The sequence below is a fragment of the Pseudomonas massiliensis genome (assembly GCF_000826105.1).
In the GTDB taxonomy this organism is placed as follows: Bacteria; Pseudomonadota; Gammaproteobacteria; order Pseudomonadales; family Pseudomonadaceae; genus Aquipseudomonas; species Aquipseudomonas massiliensis.
On record NZ_CCYK01000007.1, the window covers coordinates 1,584,118 to 1,599,101 of the forward strand.

The 14,984-nt window shown below is 59.6% G+C and carries 18 protein-coding genes, 1 tRNA gene and 3 pseudogenes; 15 read left to right on the forward strand and 7 right to left on the reverse strand.

Annotated features, from left to right (window positions below; genetic code table 11):
• A complete protein-coding gene (locus BN1188_RS18035; protein ID WP_052469353.1) occupies positions 1-201 on the reverse strand; it encodes a DUF1654 domain-containing protein in 201 nt (66 codons plus the stop codon).
• Positions 202-448: 247 nt separating this feature from the next.
• Here BN1188_RS18035 and BN1188_RS18040 point away from each other — a divergent pair, with 247 nt between their 5' ends.
• Both BN1188_RS18040 and BN1188_RS18045 read left to right on the forward strand, forming a co-directional pair.
• Complete coding sequence (locus tag BN1188_RS18040) at positions 449-754, forward strand: hypothetical protein (RefSeq protein WP_040262850.1); 306 nt, start codon at positions 449-451, stop codon at positions 752-754.
• Between the two features lie 131 nt (positions 755-885).
• Positions 886-1,203, forward strand: a complete 318-nt coding sequence (locus tag BN1188_RS18045; protein ID WP_040262851.1) for an I78 family peptidase inhibitor — start codon at positions 886-888, stop codon at positions 1,201-1,203.
• 87 nt (positions 1,204-1,290) lie between these two features.
• Here the strand turns inward: BN1188_RS18045 and BN1188_RS18050 are convergent, their stop codons facing one another.
• Positions 1,291-1,503 (reverse strand): cold-shock protein, encoded by a 213-nt coding sequence (locus tag BN1188_RS18050; RefSeq protein ID WP_003192493.1) that lies wholly within the window; start codon positions 1,501-1,503, stop codon positions 1,291-1,293.
• Between the two features lie 183 nt (positions 1,504-1,686).
• Positions 1,687-1,986 (reverse strand): hypothetical protein, encoded by a 300-nt coding sequence (locus BN1188_RS18055; protein ID WP_040262856.1) that lies wholly within the window; start codon positions 1,984-1,986, stop codon positions 1,687-1,689.
• 301 nt (positions 1,987-2,287) lie between these two features.
• Here BN1188_RS18055 and thrS point away from each other — a divergent pair, with 301 nt between their 5' ends.
• The 9 genes from thrS to BN1188_RS18100 all read left to right on the forward strand — a co-directional run bounded on the left by thrS (position 2,288) and on the right by BN1188_RS18100 (position 9,759).
• A complete protein-coding gene (thrS, locus tag BN1188_RS18060; RefSeq protein ID WP_040262858.1) occupies positions 2,288-4,210 on the forward strand; it encodes a threonine--tRNA ligase in 1,923 nt (640 codons plus the stop codon).
• Complete coding sequence (infC, locus tag BN1188_RS18065) at positions 4,210-4,761, forward strand: translation initiation factor IF-3 (protein WP_187375356.1); 552 nt, start codon at positions 4,210-4,212, stop codon at positions 4,759-4,761. The genes thrS and infC overlap by 1 nt, the downstream gene beginning before the upstream one ends.
• A gap of 60 nt (positions 4,762-4,821) precedes the next feature.
• Positions 4,822-5,016, forward strand: a complete 195-nt coding sequence (rpmI, locus tag BN1188_RS18070; RefSeq protein ID WP_009394045.1) for a 50S ribosomal protein L35 — start codon at positions 4,822-4,824, stop codon at positions 5,014-5,016.
• A gap of 34 nt (positions 5,017-5,050) precedes the next feature.
• On the forward strand, positions 5,051-5,407 hold the full coding sequence (gene rplT / locus BN1188_RS18075) for a 50S ribosomal protein L20 (RefSeq protein ID WP_040262863.1): 357 nt from the start codon (positions 5,051-5,053) through the stop codon (positions 5,405-5,407).
• A 108-nt stretch (positions 5,408-5,515) separates the two neighbouring features.
• The gene (gene pheS / locus BN1188_RS18080) at positions 5,516-6,532 is read left to right on the forward strand and encodes a phenylalanine--tRNA ligase subunit alpha (RefSeq protein ID WP_040262865.1); all 1,017 of its coding nucleotides are present in this window, start codon (positions 5,516-5,518) and stop codon (positions 6,530-6,532) included.
• Positions 6,533-6,559: 27 nt separating this feature from the next.
• On the forward strand, positions 6,560-8,941 hold the full coding sequence (gene pheT / locus BN1188_RS18085) for a phenylalanine--tRNA ligase subunit beta (protein WP_040262867.1): 2,382 nt from the start codon (positions 6,560-6,562) through the stop codon (positions 8,939-8,941).
• 3 nt (positions 8,942-8,944) lie between these two features.
• Complete coding sequence (gene ihfA / locus BN1188_RS18090; protein WP_002553164.1) at positions 8,945-9,247, forward strand: integration host factor subunit alpha; 303 nt, start codon at positions 8,945-8,947, stop codon at positions 9,245-9,247.
• Entirely contained in the window at positions 9,228-9,584 is a 357-nt protein-coding gene (locus BN1188_RS18095) for a MerR family transcriptional regulator (protein ID WP_040262871.1), read from the forward strand. Before ihfA ends, BN1188_RS18095 begins: the two co-directional genes overlap by 20 nt.
• 98 nt (positions 9,585-9,682) lie before the next feature.
• Positions 9,683-9,759 (forward strand) — tRNA-Pro (locus BN1188_RS18100).
• Positions 9,760-9,839: 80 nt separating this feature from the next.
• On the opposite strand, the pseudogene BN1188_RS18105 reads toward BN1188_RS18100, so the two are convergent.
• Positions 9,840-9,994 (reverse strand): annotated as a pseudogene (locus BN1188_RS18105) (tyrosine-type recombinase/integrase); the annotation flags it as partial.
• Positions 9,995-10,213: 219 nt separating this feature from the next.
• On the opposite strand from BN1188_RS18105, the pseudogene BN1188_RS18110 reads away from it, so the two are divergent.
• Together BN1188_RS18110 and BN1188_RS22360 are read left to right on the forward strand one after the other, a co-directional pair.
• Positions 10,214-10,462, forward strand: a pseudogene (locus tag BN1188_RS18110) (helix-turn-helix transcriptional regulator).
• Positions 10,462-10,609, forward strand: a pseudogene (locus BN1188_RS22360) (type II toxin-antitoxin system HipA family toxin); the annotation flags it as partial. The pseudogenes BN1188_RS18110 and BN1188_RS22360, both read left to right, overlap by 1 nt.
• On the opposite strand, the gene BN1188_RS18115 reads toward BN1188_RS22360, so the two are convergent.
• On the reverse strand, positions 10,575-11,165 hold the full coding sequence (locus BN1188_RS18115; RefSeq protein WP_052469354.1) for a thioredoxin family protein: 591 nt from the start codon (positions 11,163-11,165) through the stop codon (positions 10,575-10,577). The pseudogene BN1188_RS22360 and the gene BN1188_RS18115 sit on opposite strands and share 35 nt — an antisense overlap.
• Before the next feature lie 98 nt (positions 11,166-11,263).
• Positions 11,264-12,208 carry a GlxA family transcriptional regulator gene (locus tag BN1188_RS18120; RefSeq protein ID WP_040262875.1) on the reverse strand — a complete coding sequence of 315 codons (945 nt, stop codon included), beginning with the start codon at positions 12,206-12,208 and terminating at the stop codon, positions 11,264-11,266.
• Positions 12,209-12,418: 210 nt separating this feature from the next.
• Between BN1188_RS18120 and BN1188_RS18125 the strand changes: the two genes are divergently transcribed.
• Positions 12,419-13,183 (forward strand): SDR family oxidoreductase, encoded by a 765-nt coding sequence (locus BN1188_RS18125; RefSeq protein WP_040262877.1) that lies wholly within the window; start codon positions 12,419-12,421, stop codon positions 13,181-13,183.
• A 263-nt stretch (positions 13,184-13,446) separates the two neighbouring features.
• The gene (locus tag BN1188_RS18130; protein WP_040262879.1) at positions 13,447-14,430 is read left to right on the forward strand and encodes a response regulator; all 984 of its coding nucleotides are present in this window, start codon (positions 13,447-13,449) and stop codon (positions 14,428-14,430) included.
• Here the strand turns inward: BN1188_RS18130 and BN1188_RS18135 are convergent.
• Complete coding sequence (locus BN1188_RS18135) at positions 14,427-14,801, reverse strand: response regulator transcription factor (protein ID WP_040262881.1); 375 nt, start codon at positions 14,799-14,801, stop codon at positions 14,427-14,429. The genes BN1188_RS18130 and BN1188_RS18135 overlap by 4 nt on opposite strands.
• Positions 14,802-14,984 lie beyond the last annotated feature (183 nt).

Here is a 14,984-nt window from a genome sequence, read left to right on the forward strand (position 1 = left end):
TCAATCATCGCTTTGTACCACCCAGAACAGCTGGATGCCGCCATCGTCGCGCCATGCAAGGGTCACGTTATCGTTTTCAGCGATTTCGTCGAGCAGCCTGCGCCAATCCTCGGGGGATTCATCCGGCTGCTTGAAGAGCAGCGCGGAGCGGGTGCGTTGCGCTGGTGGGGCGTTAATGATCTTTTGCACGCGCAAGGCCATGCGTTCATAAGGGCTTGCTGAGGCTAGAGAGGCATTGGGAGCGGTCACCAGGTGTTTCCTTTTGTTGCTGTATGCGCATACAGTAGTGACTGTGCCAATTTTTGGCAACCCGCTTCGCTTATTTGCTGCGATGCCGGGTGTTATTTATCTTGCGGGCAGATGGCCGCGCACTTGTCATGGCGATGGCTAATTATCCGCCGGCTAACATCCGATGATCAGGTGTCAGGCCTAGAACGAGGGCGCTCTCATGGAAATCGATCTGAACCTGCCCGGCCAGCCCAGCCTGGAAGCGGTTCGCTTGCTTCTGGCCCAGGGTGATGATCGCCAGCATTGCCAGTTGCGTGTAAGCGATAGGGGCATGGCCTGGCTATCCAGCACGGCTGTTGGGGGCCAGGCCTTGCAAGGGGTGCGCTTTCGCCTGGAAACCTGGGCGGCGGGGTCCGGGTGTGTCGGTCCAGCGGCAGCAGCGGATGATGCGTGGGTTGCGAAGATACAGGCCGCCTTGCAAAGCAATTGGCCTGAGCCGTACTCGGACTACCTGGATATCTACTGATGCGATCTGCTGAAATATCCTGTCACCGTTGTTCAGGCGGAAAATCGCGGCGCGGCGGGCACACTCTATGTGCAACCTCCCAGTCCTGGTGTGGTCGCAGCTGAGCAACCCTTTGTTCTTGAGGAGGCTTCATGGGTGTGGTGAAAACCGGGCTGGCATTGGCCCTGGTCGGCGTACTGGCGGGTTGTTCCAAGGATGGAGTGCAGCCTTCGGCGGGTGGGGCGGGCGCCCCAGTGGCATCGGCTGGCCGGTGCGATGCGCAGGCCGCACAGTTCGCAGTAGGTCAGCAGGCATCCAAGGTGCTTCTCGAGCAGGCCAAGGCCCGGTCGGGCTCGATGATGGCGCGCATCCTCGGCCCTCATGATGCGGTAACGCTGGACTATCGCTCCGAGCGGTTGAATCTCAATGCCGATGAAACCGGTAAGATCATTCGCGCCAACTGTGGCTGACAATCGCCGGGCAAAGAAAAGCCCGCCAGGCGCGCCGCTTCATGCGGTACTCCTGACGGGCTTTCCGGCATCGTAAGCGGCGGTGTCTTACTCGCCACGAACCTGCGCGGCCTGCATCCCTTTCTGGCCTTTCTCAGCCACGAAAGAAACGGTCTGACCTTCTTTCAGGCTTTTGAAACCGTCGGATTCGATCGCCTTGAAGTGGACGAACAGGTCATCACCACCGCCAGTCGGGGTAATGAAGCCGAAGCCCTTCTCATCGTTGAACCACTTGACGGTGCCGGTTTGGCGATTGGACATGGGGTGTATCTCCAAGAAACATAATTATCTGGTGCGGGCGACGCTCAGTCGAGCGAAGCTTGACCCATCATAGACACAAACCGCGCGTTGGTAACCCCTGTCGTCGGGAAAAGCGGATAAATATTTTTGCCCGTGACGGCTTTCCATGCGCCAGGTCAGTAAAAACCCGTCTTCCAGTGAAAATTACTTGGCCCGGCAGACGCTGACCTCTTTCTGCAAGCGATCACGCAACTCCACCGTGGGTGGCGGGGCCTTGCTCATCAGTTGCTGGATTTCCGCGGTGCTGAACTGCTTTTCGATCACGTCGGCACCACAGCCGCAGTGAGTCGTGGCCGTGCTAGCGTCCACCTGCTGCCTGGCGGTGGCGACGCAGTCACTCATGTACTGCTCGCGAGCGCCGCTGGGCCACGCGGCGTGCGCCATAAGGGGGCAAAGCATCGCCAGCGGCAAGGCGGCGCGAATCAGGGAGTAAGGCAGGCGCATGACAGGCTCCTTCGGGCAGGGTTCGCGAGGCTTCACGTCCATTCGAGACGGTTGCCCCTGGCAAGTTCAGCGCATCTGCCAGGATTGCCTAGAAAGCCCAGCCGTCATTGGCCGGTCCTGTGCTAGGATGGCTGTCCCGCTCAAGGGAGCGGGTCAACGTTCATTTCCAGTCACTCCGGTTCGGTCATTGGTTGGCCTTCGGCTCCTGCCACTGTGAGGCAGGCATACCACCGAATCCTGTACTGGCTCATCCCAACCCACGTGACCTTTGGTAGGGGTCACCACTAGGAGAGGAGGCGCCATGCCAAACATCACTCTTCCTGACGGCAGTCAGCGTTCATTCGATCATCCCGTGACCGTGGCCCAGGTGGCTGCTTCCATCGGTGCCGGCCTGGCCAAGGCAACGGTGGCCGGCAAGGTGGACGGCAAGCTGGTCGATGCCTGCGACCTCATCAGCAATGATGCGAGCCTTCAGATCATTACCCCAAAGGACGAGGAGGGGCTGGAAATCATTCGTCACTCCTGCGCGCACCTGGTGGGCCATGCAGTCAAGCAGCTCTATCCGACCGCGCGCATGGTCATCGGCCCGGTGATCGAGGAAGGCTTCTACTACGACATCGCCTTCGAGCGGCCCTTCACGCCGGATGACATGGCGGCCATCGAGGCGCGCATGCGCGAGCTTATCGATACCGAATACAACGTCATCAAGAAGATGACGCCGCGCGCCGACGTCATCGAGGTGTTCAAGGCCCGTGGCGAGGATTACAAGCTGCGCCTGGTCGAGGACATGCCGGATGAAACCGCCATGGGCCTGTACTATCACGAAGAGTATGTGGACATGTGCCGCGGGCCCCATGTCCCCAATACCCGCTTCCTGAAAGCGTTCAAGCTGACCAAGCTGTCGGGGGCCTACTGGCGTGGCGATGCGAAGAATGAGCAGCTCCAGCGTGTGTACGGCACCGCCTGGGCGGACAAGAAGCAGCTGGCTGCCTACATCCAGCGGATCGAAGAGGCTGAAAAGCGCGACCACCGGCGCATCGGCAAGCAGCTTGACCTGTTCCACCTGCAGGAAGAAGCCCCGGGAATGGTGTTCTGGCATCCCAATGGCTGGACCATCTATCAGGTGTTGGAACAGCACATGCGTCAGGTGCAGCGCCAACATGGCTATGTAGAGGTGAAAACACCTCAGGTGGTCGATCGCGTGCTCTGGGAGCGCTCCGGGCATTGGTCCAACTACGCTGAAAACATGTTCACCACGCATTCGGAAAACCGCGACTACGCGGTCAAGCCGATGAACTGCCCCTGTCACGTGCAGATCTTCAACCAGGGCTTGAAGTCGTACCGCGACCTGCCGTTGCGGCTGGCCGAATTCGGTTCATGCCACCGTAACGAGGCGTCGGGCGCGCTCCACGGCATCATGCGCGTGCGCGGCTTCACCCAGGACGACGCGCATATTTTCTGCACCGAGGATCAAGTCAAGAAGGAATCGGCCGATTTCATCAACTTGACCATGCAGGTGTACAAGGACTTCGGTTTCGACGACGTCACCATGAAGCTTTCTACTCGCCCGGCCAAGCGTGTAGGTTCGGAAGAGTTCTGGGATCGCGCGGAGAAGGCCCTGGCCGACGCACTGGATGATTCCGGCCTGCCATGGGAATACCTCCCTGGCGAGGGCGCGTTCTATGGGCCGAAGATCGAGTTCACCCTCAAGGACTGCCTCGGGCGCAACTGGCAGTGCGGCACCCTGCAGTACGACCCCAACCTGCCGGAGCGTCTGGACGCCAGCTATATCGCCGAAGACAACGGCCGCAAGCGCCCGGTCATGCTGCATCGCGCCATCCTCGGATCCTTCGAGCGGTTCATCGGCATGCTGATCGAGCACTATGCCGGCGCCTTCCCGGCCTGGCTGGCGCCTACCCAGGCGGTGATCATGAATATCACCGACAGCCAGGCGGCTTTTGCCCGTGAAGTGGAAGGGATTCTCAATGGAAGCGGCTTCCGTGCCAAGTCCGACTTGAGAAACGAGAAAATTGGCTTTAAAATCCGCGAGCATACTCTGCTCAAGGTGCCCTTCATGCTGGTCATCGGGGACCGCGAGGTGGAGACGCAAACTGTCGCCGTGCGCACACGTGAAGGCGCGGACCTTGGCTCGATGCCGGTCGCGCAATTCCAGCAGCACCTTGCGCAGGCGGTTTCCCGGCGTGGTCGCCAAGATTTGGAGTAATCATTATTAAGCGTGAAATGAGACAGGATAAACGAACTGCGCCCAAGGCACCGATCAACGAGAACATCTCGGCTCGCGAGGTCCGGTTAATCGGTGCTGACGGTGAACAGGTTGGCATCGTCTCTATTGATGAAGCGCTTCGTATCGCTGAAGAAGCGAAGCTGGATCTGGTGGAGATCTCCGCTGACGCGCAGCCGCCCGTTTGCAAGGTCATGGACTACGGCAAGCACCTCTTCGAGAAGAAGAAGCAGGCCAACGAAGCCAAGAAGAACCAGAAGCAGATCCAGATAAAAGAAATCAAGTTTCGTCCAGGGACGGAAGAAGGGGATTACCAGGTAAAACTGCGCAACCTGGTACGTTTCCTGAGTGATGGGGACAAGGCCAAGATCTCTCTGAGATTCCGTGGTCGTGAGATGGCCCACCAGGAGCTGGGCATGCAGCTGTTGAAGCGAGTCGAAACCGACCTCGCCGAATACGGCTCCGTTGAACAGCAGCCTAAGATGGAAGGACGCCAGCTGTTGATGGTCATCGCCCCCAAACGCAAGAAGTAACCTCCAGGGCACGGCAGGCCTTGTGGTTATGTTTATTCACTGAATGCGGAGTATCCGAACATGCCAAAGATGAAAACCAAAAGTGGTGCCGCGAAGCGTTTCCTGAAAACCGCTTCCGGCTTCAAGCACAAACACGCTTTCAAGAGCCACATCCTGACCAAGATGTCCACCAAGCGTAAGCGTCAACTGCGCGGTAGCAGCCTGCTGCATCCGTCTGACGTGGCAAAAGTGGAGCGCATGCTGCGCGTTCGTTGATTCCGTTTTCGGTCAAAGATAGAGGATATAACTCATGGCTCGTGTTAAGCGTGGCGTCATTGCCCGTAAGCGTCACAAGAAAATTCTGAAACTTGCCAAAGGCTACTACGGTGCGCGCTCGCGCGTATTCCGCGTTGCCAAGCAAGCCGTCATCAAGGCTGGCCAATACGCCTACCGCGATCGTCGTCAGAAGAAACGCCAGTTCCGCGCTCTGTGGATCGCCCGTATCAACGCTGGTGCTCGTACCAACGGCCTGTCCTACAGCCGTTTGATCGCTGGCCTGAAAAAGGCAGCCATCGAGATCGACCGTAAGGTTCTGGCCGATCTGGCAGTGAACGAAAAAGCGGCGTTTGCTGCGATTGTCGAGAAAGCTAAAGCCTCGCTGGCTTGAGTATCCCCGACAATCATCCTTGCCTGCCTTGGTAGGCAAGGGTGTTGAACGTCTTTGAATAGGGGAAGGGCCTGCGCTCTTCCCCTATTTCGTATCTGGAGCCTTTACATGGAAAACCTGGATGCGCTGGTCAGCCAAGCTTTGGAGGCCGTGCACAATGCGCAAGACATCAATGCCCTGGAGCAGATCCGGGTTCAGTACCTTGGCAAGAAAGGCGAGCTGACCCAGGTCATGAAGACCCTCGGCAACCTGCCGGCTGAAGAACGGCCCCGGGTCGGGGCGCTGATCAACGAAGCCAAGGAGCGTGTCACCGAGGTGCTCAACGCTCGGATGACGGCTTTCGAAGAGACGGCGCTCAACGCTCGTCTCGCCGCCGAGCGAGTAGATGTCACCCTGCCGGGTCGCGGCCAGGCCAGTGGTGGGCTGCACCCGATCACCCGCACCCTCGAGCGCATCGAACAGTTTTTCACCCATATTGGCTACGGCATCGCTGAAGGCCCCGAAGTGGAAGACGACTACCATAACTTCGAGGCGCTCAACATTCCGGGGCATCACCCGGCTCGTGCCATGCACGACACCTTCTATTTCAATGCAAACATGCTGTTGCGAACCCATACCTCGCCGGTTCAGGTGAGGACCATGGAAGCCAGTCAGCCGCCGATTCGCATTGTCTGCCCCGGGCGCGTCTATCGCTGCGACTCGGACCTTACCCATTCCCCCATGTTCCACCAGGTGGAAGGGCTGTTGATCGACCGCGATATCAATTTCGCGGACCTGAAGGGCACCATCGAGGAGTTCCTCCGAGTGTTCTTCGAGAAGGAGCTGGCGGTACGTTTCCGTCCGTCCTTCTTCCCCTTCACCGAGCCATCGGCCGAGGTGGACATCCAGTGCGTCATCTGCAGCGGCGGCGGCTGCCGCGTCTGCAAGCAGACCGGCTGGCTGGAAGTGATGGGATGCGGCATGGTTCACCCCAACGTGCTGCGGATGTCCGGAATCGATCCGGAAACCTACTCTGGCTTCGCCTTCGGCATGGGAGCCGAACGTCTGGCCATGTTGCGTTATGGTGTCAACGATTTGCGCCTGTTCTTCGACAACGACTTGCGATTCCTCGCGCAATTCCGCTAGCCGTAACGACATTTTCTGGAGAACAGCATGAAATTCAGTGAACAGTGGCTGCGCGGCTGGGTGAGCCCGCAGGTAAGCCGCGAAGACTTGGTGGCCCGCCTTTCCATGGCCGGGCTGGAAGTCGATAGCGTCACCCCCGTGGCCGGCGCCTTCAGCGGGGTGGTCGTCGGTGAGGTGCTGAGCACCGAGCAGCACCCGGATGCCGACAAGTTGCGGGTGTGCCAGGTCAGCAACGGTAGCGAAACCTTCCAGGTGGTCTGTGGCGCGCCCAACGTGCGGCCGGGCTTGAAAATTCCCTTCGCCATGATCGGCGCGCAGCTGCCTGGCGACTTCAAGATCAAGAAGGCCAAGCTGCGCGGCGTCGAATCCAACGGGATGCTGTGCTCCCAGGCCGAGCTGCAGGTGGGAGAGGGCAATGATGGCCTGTTCGAGCTGCCTGGTGATGCGCCTGTCGGTCAGGACGTGCGCCAGTACCTGCAGCTGGACGATGTCATCATCGAACTGGGCCTGACCCCCAACCGGGGCGACTGCCTGTCCCTGGCGGGCCTGGCTCGTGAAGTGGGGGCGCTCTATGCCGAGCCGGTCACGCGCCCTGCAGCAGTTACGCTCGCGCCAGCCCATGACGAGGTACGTCCGGTTGAAGTGCTGGCCCCGGCTTCCTGCCCACGTTACCTCGGTCGTGTGATCCGCAACGTCGACCTGAGTCGCCCGACTCCCTTGTGGATGGTGGAACGCTTGCGTCGTTCCGAAGTGCGCAGTATCGACGCCGCTGTGGACATCACCAACTATGTGATGTTGGAACTTGGCCAGCCGATGCATGCCTTCGACCTGGCTCAGATCAAGGGCGGCGTGCGGGTACGGATGGCCGACGAAGGGGAAAAGCTGGTGTTGCTCGACGGTCAGGCAGTGACCCTGCGTAGTGACACCCTGGTGATTGCCGATCACGAGCGTCCCCTGGCCATTGCCGGTGTCATGGGTGGTGAGCATAGTGGCGTCAACACTGCGTCCACTCGCGACCTGTTCCTGGAAAGCGCCTTCTTCGAGCCTGTTTCGGTGGCGGGCAAGGCGCGCTCCTATGGCCTGCATACCGATGCATCCCATCGCTACGAGCGGGGCGTGGACTTTAATCTGGCCCGGGAAGCGATCGAACGCGCGACCGCGTTGCTGCTTGACATCGTGGGTGGCGAAGCCGGTCCTATCGTGGACGCCACCGCCGACGCGCACCTTCCCAAGGTGGCGCCCATCACGCTGCGCGCTGAGCGCGTCGAGCAGATGCTCGGCCTGGACCTGGGCGTTGCCACCATCGAAGGCTTGCTCAGAGGGCTGGAGCTTGGCGTCACGGCGCAGGGCCCCGGGCAATGGTCGGTGACCGTGCCGAGCCACCGCTTCGACCTGAGCCTGGAAGTTGACCTGATCGAAGAGCTGGCTCGCCTGTATGGCTACAACCGCCTGCCGGTCCGTTATCCCCAGGCACGTTTGGCGCCGCAATTGCGTACCGAGGCCAAGGCCGAGCTGCCGGCCCTGCGTCGCCTGTTGGTTGCGCGTGGATACCAGGAGGCGATCACCTACAGCTTCATCGATCCCAAACTGTTCGAGCTGTTCAGCCCTGGCGTGAAGCCGCTGACCCTGGCCAACCCGATCTCCTCGGACATGGCCGCGATGCGGGTTTCCCTCTGGCCGGGGCTGGTGCAGGCCCTGCAGCACAACCTCAACCGCCAGCAAACCCGCGTGCGTTTGTTCGAAAGCGGCCTGCGTTTCGTAGGCCAGTTGGGCGAGCTCCAGCAAGAGCCGATGCTGGCCGGAGTCGTCTGTGGCACGCGCTTGCCTGAAGGCTGGGCCCAGGGCGATGCGAAAGTCGATTTCTTCGACGTCAAGGCAGACGTGGAAGCCGTGCTCGGCCATGCTGGTGCCCTGGGGGCTTTCACCTTCACGCCAGGCAGCCATCCAGCGTTGCATCCTGGACAGACCGCACGGATCGAGCGCGACGGCCGGGAGGTAGGCTATATAGGTGCCCTGCATCCGGAACTGCAAAAGAAACTGGGCCTCGATCGTACGGTCTATGTGTTCGAGCTCGTGCTGGATCAGATCGTTGAAGGGCGCTTGCCCAGGTTCAAGGAACTGTCCCGCTTCCCCGAGGTGCGCCGTGACTTCGCCCTGGTGGTGGATGAGGTGGTGTCCAGCGAGGCGGTGATGGCGGTAATTCGCGAGACGGCGGGTGAGTGGCTGACCGACCTGAGACTGTTTGACGTGTACCAGGGTAAAGGCATTGATCCGCATAGAAAAAGCCTTGCCGTTGGCTTGACCTGGCAGCATCCATCACGCACTCTTAACGACGATGAGGTGAATGCGACCGCGTCTGAAATCCTCACCTCGCTCGAACACAGGTTGAACGCCACGTTAAGGAAGTGACGTATGGGGGCTCTGACGAAAGCTGAAATGGCAGAACGTCTTTATGAGGAGCTGGGCCTGAACAAGCGCGAAGCCAAGGAATTGGTCGAGCTCTTCTTCGAGGAGATCCGGCATGCGCTCGAAGACAACGAACAGGTGAAATTGTCGGGTTTCGGCAATTTCGACCTCCGAGACAAGCGCCAGCGGCCGGGCCGCAACCCGAAAACGGGTGAGGAAATTCCGATCACCGCGCGCCGTGTCGTCACCTTTCGTCCAGGGCAGAAACTGAAGGCCCGAGTAGAAGCCTATGCTGGAACCAAGTCATAACGACGAGCTCCCGCCCATCCCCGGCAAGCGCTACTTTACCATCGGTGAAGTCAGCGACTTGTGCGCGGTGAAACCCCATGTGCTTCGGTACTGGGAACAGGAGTTCCCCCAGCTCAACCCGGTCAAGCGTCGCGGCAATCGGCGGTATTATCAGCGGCAGGATGTCCTGATGATCCGGCAGATCCGTGCCTTGCTGTACGACCAGGGCTTTACCATCGGCGGGGCGCGCCTGCGTCTCTCCGGTGACGAAGCCAAGGAAGACACTACCCAGTACAAGCAGCTTATTCGTCAGATGATCAGCGAGCTGGAAGATGTCCTCTACGTGCTGAAGAAATAAGCGAAAAAAATTGGAGAAAAAGCTTCCATAATTCAAAAGGTTAAGGTATCTTTCTCTCCGTTCTCGCTGCTAACGAGAACAGGTTTAAAACGCCTAGTCGGGGCGTAGCGCAGCCCGGTAGCGCACTTGCATGGGGTGCAAGGGGTCGAGTGTTCGAATCACTCCGTCCCGACCATATAACTTCACGACTTAGGCCAGTTCAGAGATGAGCTGGCCTTTTTCGTTTCAGGTACTTTTGCGGGACTTTCATCCTGCCTACCTCCTGAGTATTGTCAGCGCCGGTCCTCGCCAGTCCATCGCCGATATCTTGTTGGCCTCATCGATCAGTTTCCCAGCTCCGCCGCTGAGTAGTGACTGGTGATACTGCCGTTCTTGTGGCTCAGCGGAGCCCGCCGGTCTTCTTCGGTGACATCTGGGTGGTGTTGCTGGGGTGCTGGTCCATTGCCGGGGAGCTTGTTCGAGAAATGGATACGCTTGGCATGTTGGTGACTGGCGAGGGCCAGAAGAGCGGTGAGGCACAAGTACAAGCTGACTTTTTCTGCCCCAATATGGCCCGGTTGAATCCACTTTGTTTTTTTCTTGGGTTAGGTATACGTTACATTCAATTTAATTTGTTACGTATACAGAACATGGATTACTCCCTTATCACGGGCGCCTTGGTGAGCAGATTCGGCAACGCCGCCTGAATCGAGGCCTGACCCAGGCCAAGCTGGCTGCTTTGGCGGGTACCACCCGGCAGAAGGTCATCGCCATCGAGAGGGGACGCTTGACGGTGGGGATGACGGCCTATGCGCGAGTGCTAGGCGCTTGACTGTGAGTTCGCATTAGCGTCTGCGGCCATGCCCACGTTGGACGAGATTCAGGGAGTGTTTGACTGATAACAGCCGGGCTGCAGGTAGGCAACGCCAGAGGGCGAGAGCGGGAAGATGCTTAGTTCCGCTGGGGACTACCTGTTCCGCTACCACGAAGAGGCCAAGGCGCAGGCAGCGATCAGTTTGCTGTTGCCCGTGCGGCTGGATGAATACCCTCGATCCCATTGGCTTCGAGGACATGGCCGCATTGGTTGCCGCCTTGCCCTTCATGACGCTCCATCACCTCCAGCAGATCCCTGAGCGTATCTTCCATATGTTCCCCGGCCTTGTAGCGGATCAACGCCTGGCCTGAGCTATCGTTCGCTACCACGCTGGGGCGTTCCACGAAGGTACCGATAAGCTCATAGGCTTCATCGAGGATCGCCACGAGCGGTACCGGGATGCGTTCCAGCCCTAGCGCAGTGCGATAGTTGTTTTCCGCGCGGCCCTTGGAGACGATCGCCAGTTCGATGTTCGGCTGTACCTGGCGCATGAAGTCCATGACGGCCAGGTTGATCTGACAGTCCGGGCACCAGATCTCGGCCGCGACCAAAAGATGATAGTGGCCGCGCAGATTCGCGAGTCTGTCCAGGCTGGTGCCGGAAAAAGTGTCCGCTTGGCCAGTTTTTTCCACGAACGCCTTCGCGGCGGTTCGCTCGGAGGCGAGCCCATCCTGTACGAAGGCGTCGTAGCGTTTGCCTGTTTCGAAGATGTCCCGGTACAGACTCATCGGTTGCTCCTGAAAACTACATTCAATGCCCTATCCCTGACGAATCAGTGCAGGCGACTCTAGCGGCGCCGAGGGAGCCTGCCAAGACACCCCCTGGGTTAGCCGAGGCGTCGCGCGTCCCGACGCACAGCCTGGGGCGGCACTCCGAACCCGCGCATGAATACCTCACGCATGTGGCGGCGATCCCGGAAGCCCGTTTCCCTAGCCACCGTGTCGAGACTATGCCGGCTCTGCTCGATCATCAAGCGGGCCGCCTCCAGCCGCAGGCTTTCCACGGCCTTGGCTGGGGATTGGCCGGTTTCGGCCGTGAATACTCGAGTGAACTGGCGGGGGCTGAGATGCGCCACGTCGGCAAGTTCCTCCACGCTTAGGGGGCGGCCCAGGTGTGTCCTGGCATAATTCAGCGCGCTCTGGATGCGGTCGGACCTCGGAGTGAGCGTGAGCAGCTCGGAGTGTTGGGACTGCCCACCGGAGCGGTATTGATGCATCACCAGCTTATGAGCCACTGAGCGTGTCAGCTCACTGCCAAGGTCTTTCTCGACCATGCCCAGCGCCATGTCCAGACCGGCGGTCATGCCGGCTGAACTCCACACCGGGCCATCGACAATGTAGATCCGGTCTTCTTCTACCTCGATGGTGGGGTATCGTTCTCGCATGGCCGTGGCGTAGGCCCAATGGGTAGTGACGCGGCGATTATCCAGCACGCCCGCGGCGGCGAGCACGAAGGTGCCAGTACATACTCCGGCGGTGCGCCATGCGCCCTCGGCGAACCCGCGCACGGCCCATAGCACTGCATCATCTAGCGGGGCGAGCGGGGTAAGGGTGCCTGTCACCATCCAGGTCTCGGCCAAGCCTGGCGAGCCTAGGGGCAGGGTGTCCACCGACATTCCCAGCGAGGACCTGACCGTGCCTCCCACTACAGAAAAGTTCTGGATGCGGTAGACCGCTTCCCCGGCAACCATGTTGGCAAATTCAAACACAGCCTGGGTCGCCAGGGACATGACTTGGAATCCATCGGTCAGTAGATAGCCCACTCTATGCATGCGGCCTCCCGGCAGGGTCGATGTCCTGAAACCATACCTTATACGTCATTTGTGTCGTAGAGGCTCGAGGGCATGATGACGCCAGTTCCATTGAGACCGCTTCAGCGGTTCGAAGCCAGCCGTCAGGCCATGTTCGACCACCTTTCCAATCACCGCCTGGCACCGCGCTACAAAACAGCCTGACTTTCCCTACCCAAGGACACAGCGATCATGAAACTGAGCGACAACACGATATTCATCACCGGCGGCACCTCCGGTATCGGCCGCGCCTTGGCCGAAGCCTTTCATCAGCGGGGCAACCAGGTAATCATCGCCGGACGTCGCCAGGCACTGCTGGATGAAGTGGCCCGAGCGAATCCGGGCATGGATACCGTCCAGTTGGACATCAACGATCCTGAGCAGGTCAGGGCAGCGGCGGCCGATGTGATTCGTCGTCACCCCTCGCTCAATGTAGTGATCAACAATGCCGGCATCATGCCTTTCGATGATGCCAGTGCCGGTAGCCTGAATGATGAGCAGGCCGTCGGCCTGGTACAGACCAACCTGCTCGGGCCGGTGAGGGTCAGCGCAGCCTTCGTTGAGCACCTGAAGGCTCAGCCGCAGGCTTACATCATCAACAACAGCTCTGTGCTGGCGTATCTGCCGCTGGCGGTGACCGCCCTCTACTCGGCGACCAAGGCCGCGCTCCATTCTTATTCGCTGTCCCAGCGCTTCATGCTGCGGGACACCTCCGTCCGGGTATTGGAAATAGCGCCGCCATGGGTGGACACCGACCTGATCCACAAAAGCGGTGACGCCCGGGCCATGCCTCTGGATGACTTCATCCGTGAAACCCTGGAAAAGCTCGAAACCGCTACCACCGAGGTATTGGTGGACCGCGTCTTGCCTCTGCGCGCCAATCAGGGTGCCAACGAGCATGCCCTGATCGAGCAGTTCAACCTGTCCCTGATCGCCAACCCTATTCCCGTGGCCTGAAGGCAATCAATATCTGAACAACGTGGCGCAGACGACCATCGATTTTCCGCCCTCCGCCTGAGTTCAAGGAGCCCTACTGACCTGCCGTTTAACCCTGGCAGGACAGCGGGTACCGGGTAGCAGGTCGATTGCTCCACTCCCATGTCATCAAGAAGTCGCCGAGTGTGAAATACAATCGGAATTGTCCTAGCGTCCTGCGTGGGCTATCGTTGCGGCATTGATACAAAAACATTCAACCAAAGTTCCACTCCCAGGGCAGCTTGATGATACGGATAGGCCAAGCTGAAATATCGGTCGAGGGGCGACAGGCGTATCTTGAGGGAATCCCGGTTCCCATCAGCGGCCGGGCTTTCGATATTCTTCGCATCCTCATGGATAACCCGAACCAACTTGTGACCAAACAGGCACTACTGGACGCGGTATGGCCCGGACTCTATGTGGAAGAAAATAATGTCCACGTGCAAATATCCTACCTTCGGCGCTTATTGAAGGCTGACAAGAGCCAGCTCGAGACCATACCAAGGCGGGGCTATCGCTTGAACCTGGCGGTCGGGCCACAGGTCGATGCGCCAAGCCGCGAAGCGTTGGGCTGGAACGACGCCCAAAGCGGACAGCCCATTATTTACATTGTGGACGACGACCCAAGCGTGCTTAATGCACTCTTACGTCAATGCCGTGTCCACGGGCTGCCAGCCCTCGGCCTGGACAGCGCCGAGGCGTTCCTCGAGCGATGCGATTTCCACACCCCTGGCTGTCTGTTGCTGGACATCAACCTCAAGCAAGCCAGCGGCCTCGATCTCCAGGCGGAGTTGGCCCGGCGCCAGGCGCCGTTTCCCATTGTCTTCATCACCGGCTTCGGAACCATCGAAATGGCGGTCCGGGTCATGAAGAACGGTGCGCAAACCCTGCTCGTCAAGCCCTTCGATTCCGCACAGTTGCTCGGCAGCCTACGGGAAGCCCTCGGCCAGGCCATGCTGCGTTTCGAAGCCAGGCGCCATACGGAGGAAGCGAGCCGTCGCTTCGGCAGGCTAAGTGTCCGCGAGATCGAAGTGTTCGACGCGCTGCTGTCCGGCGCGCAGAGCAAGGCCATTGCCAGGCAGCTCAACCTGAGCGAAGTGACGATCAAGGTCCACAAGAAAAACATATTCAGCAAACTGGAACTGGGTTCCATGGCCGATCTGTTCCATCTTGGCCAGCGCCTTGGTCGAGCGAGGATACCGCCGGTGGCCGCCCCCGCCGCGGTCTAGCCAGAAAGCTGCCGTCCGGCGACCGCGCCCCGTATGGACGCCAGCAGTTCCTCGGCGGTAAAGGGCTTGCGCAGGCAGCGGTAGGCGCCCTGGGTACGGGCTTCGTCCAGCGAAGGTTCGTCCCAGAACGCCGACATGCAGATCACTGCCGGGGAACTACCACCTTCATTCAGCAGACGCTGCACCTGTGTGCCTTGCAGGCCTCCCATCCGCAGGTCCATCACGATACAGTCGAAAGCGTCGATGTCAGGGCAGGCGAGCAGCGCCTCGCCGGAAGCAAAGCTGGTCGGGCGATAACCGGCGGCCTTCAGCAGATTCATCAAGCTCTTGCGCACTGAGAGGTCATCGTCGACCACACCTACACTCAACATTAGGATCATCCCGGCTCACAGATGCCGTTCAATACAAAGCCAGGTCCTTTGGAGGCGAATCCCGGGCATGTTCGGCGTCGCCGATATAAATTGGCCGTACCACTCGACGGCACGCTTGCCGGTTCACTTCGATCAGCGGCGCGCCTGGCGAAAAGGCTGCTATCCGCTAATGCCAAGTGTCCA

Coding starts and splice junctions, on each gene's coding strand:
- BN1188_RS18135 (WP_040262881.1), bottom strand. CDS start 14,801: ATGTTGAGTGTAGGTGTGGTCGACGATGACCTCTCAGTGCGCAAGAGC.
- rplT (WP_040262863.1), top strand. CDS start 5,051: ATGGCTCGTGTTAAGCGTGGCGTCATTGCCCGTAAGCGTCACAAGAAA.
- pheT (WP_040262867.1), top strand. CDS start 6,560: ATGAAATTCAGTGAACAGTGGCTGCGCGGCTGGGTGAGCCCGCAGGTA.
- BN1188_RS18035 (WP_052469353.1), bottom strand. CDS start 201: ATGGCCTTGCGCGTGCAAAAGATCATTAACGCCCCACCAGCGCAACGC.
- BN1188_RS18040 (WP_040262850.1), top strand. CDS start 449: ATGGAAATCGATCTGAACCTGCCCGGCCAGCCCAGCCTGGAAGCGGTT.
- BN1188_RS18055 (WP_040262856.1), bottom strand. CDS start 1,986: ATGCGCCTGCCTTACTCCCTGATTCGCGCCGCCTTGCCGCTGGCGATG.
- BN1188_RS18115 (WP_052469354.1), bottom strand. CDS start 11,165: ATGAGTCTGTACCGGGACATCTTCGAAACAGGCAAACGCTACGACGCC.
- ihfA (WP_002553164.1), top strand. CDS start 8,945: ATGGGGGCTCTGACGAAAGCTGAAATGGCAGAACGTCTTTATGAGGAG.
- BN1188_RS18120 (WP_040262875.1), bottom strand. CDS start 12,208: ATGCATAGAGTGGGCTATCTACTGACCGATGGATTCCAAGTCATGTCC.
- BN1188_RS18095 (WP_040262871.1), top strand. CDS start 9,228: ATGCTGGAACCAAGTCATAACGACGAGCTCCCGCCCATCCCCGGCAAG.
- BN1188_RS18050 (WP_003192493.1), bottom strand. CDS start 1,503: ATGTCCAATCGCCAAACCGGCACCGTCAAGTGGTTCAACGATGAGAAG.
- thrS (WP_040262858.1), top strand. CDS start 2,288: ATGCCAAACATCACTCTTCCTGACGGCAGTCAGCGTTCATTCGATCAT.
- BN1188_RS18130 (WP_040262879.1), top strand. CDS start 13,447: ATGATACGGATAGGCCAAGCTGAAATATCGGTCGAGGGGCGACAGGCG.
- rpmI (WP_009394045.1), top strand. CDS start 4,822: ATGCCAAAGATGAAAACCAAAAGTGGTGCCGCGAAGCGTTTCCTGAAA.
- pheS (WP_040262865.1), top strand. CDS start 5,516: ATGGAAAACCTGGATGCGCTGGTCAGCCAAGCTTTGGAGGCCGTGCAC.
- BN1188_RS18125 (WP_040262877.1), top strand. CDS start 12,419: ATGAAACTGAGCGACAACACGATATTCATCACCGGCGGCACCTCCGGT.
- BN1188_RS18045 (WP_040262851.1), top strand. CDS start 886: ATGGGTGTGGTGAAAACCGGGCTGGCATTGGCCCTGGTCGGCGTACTG.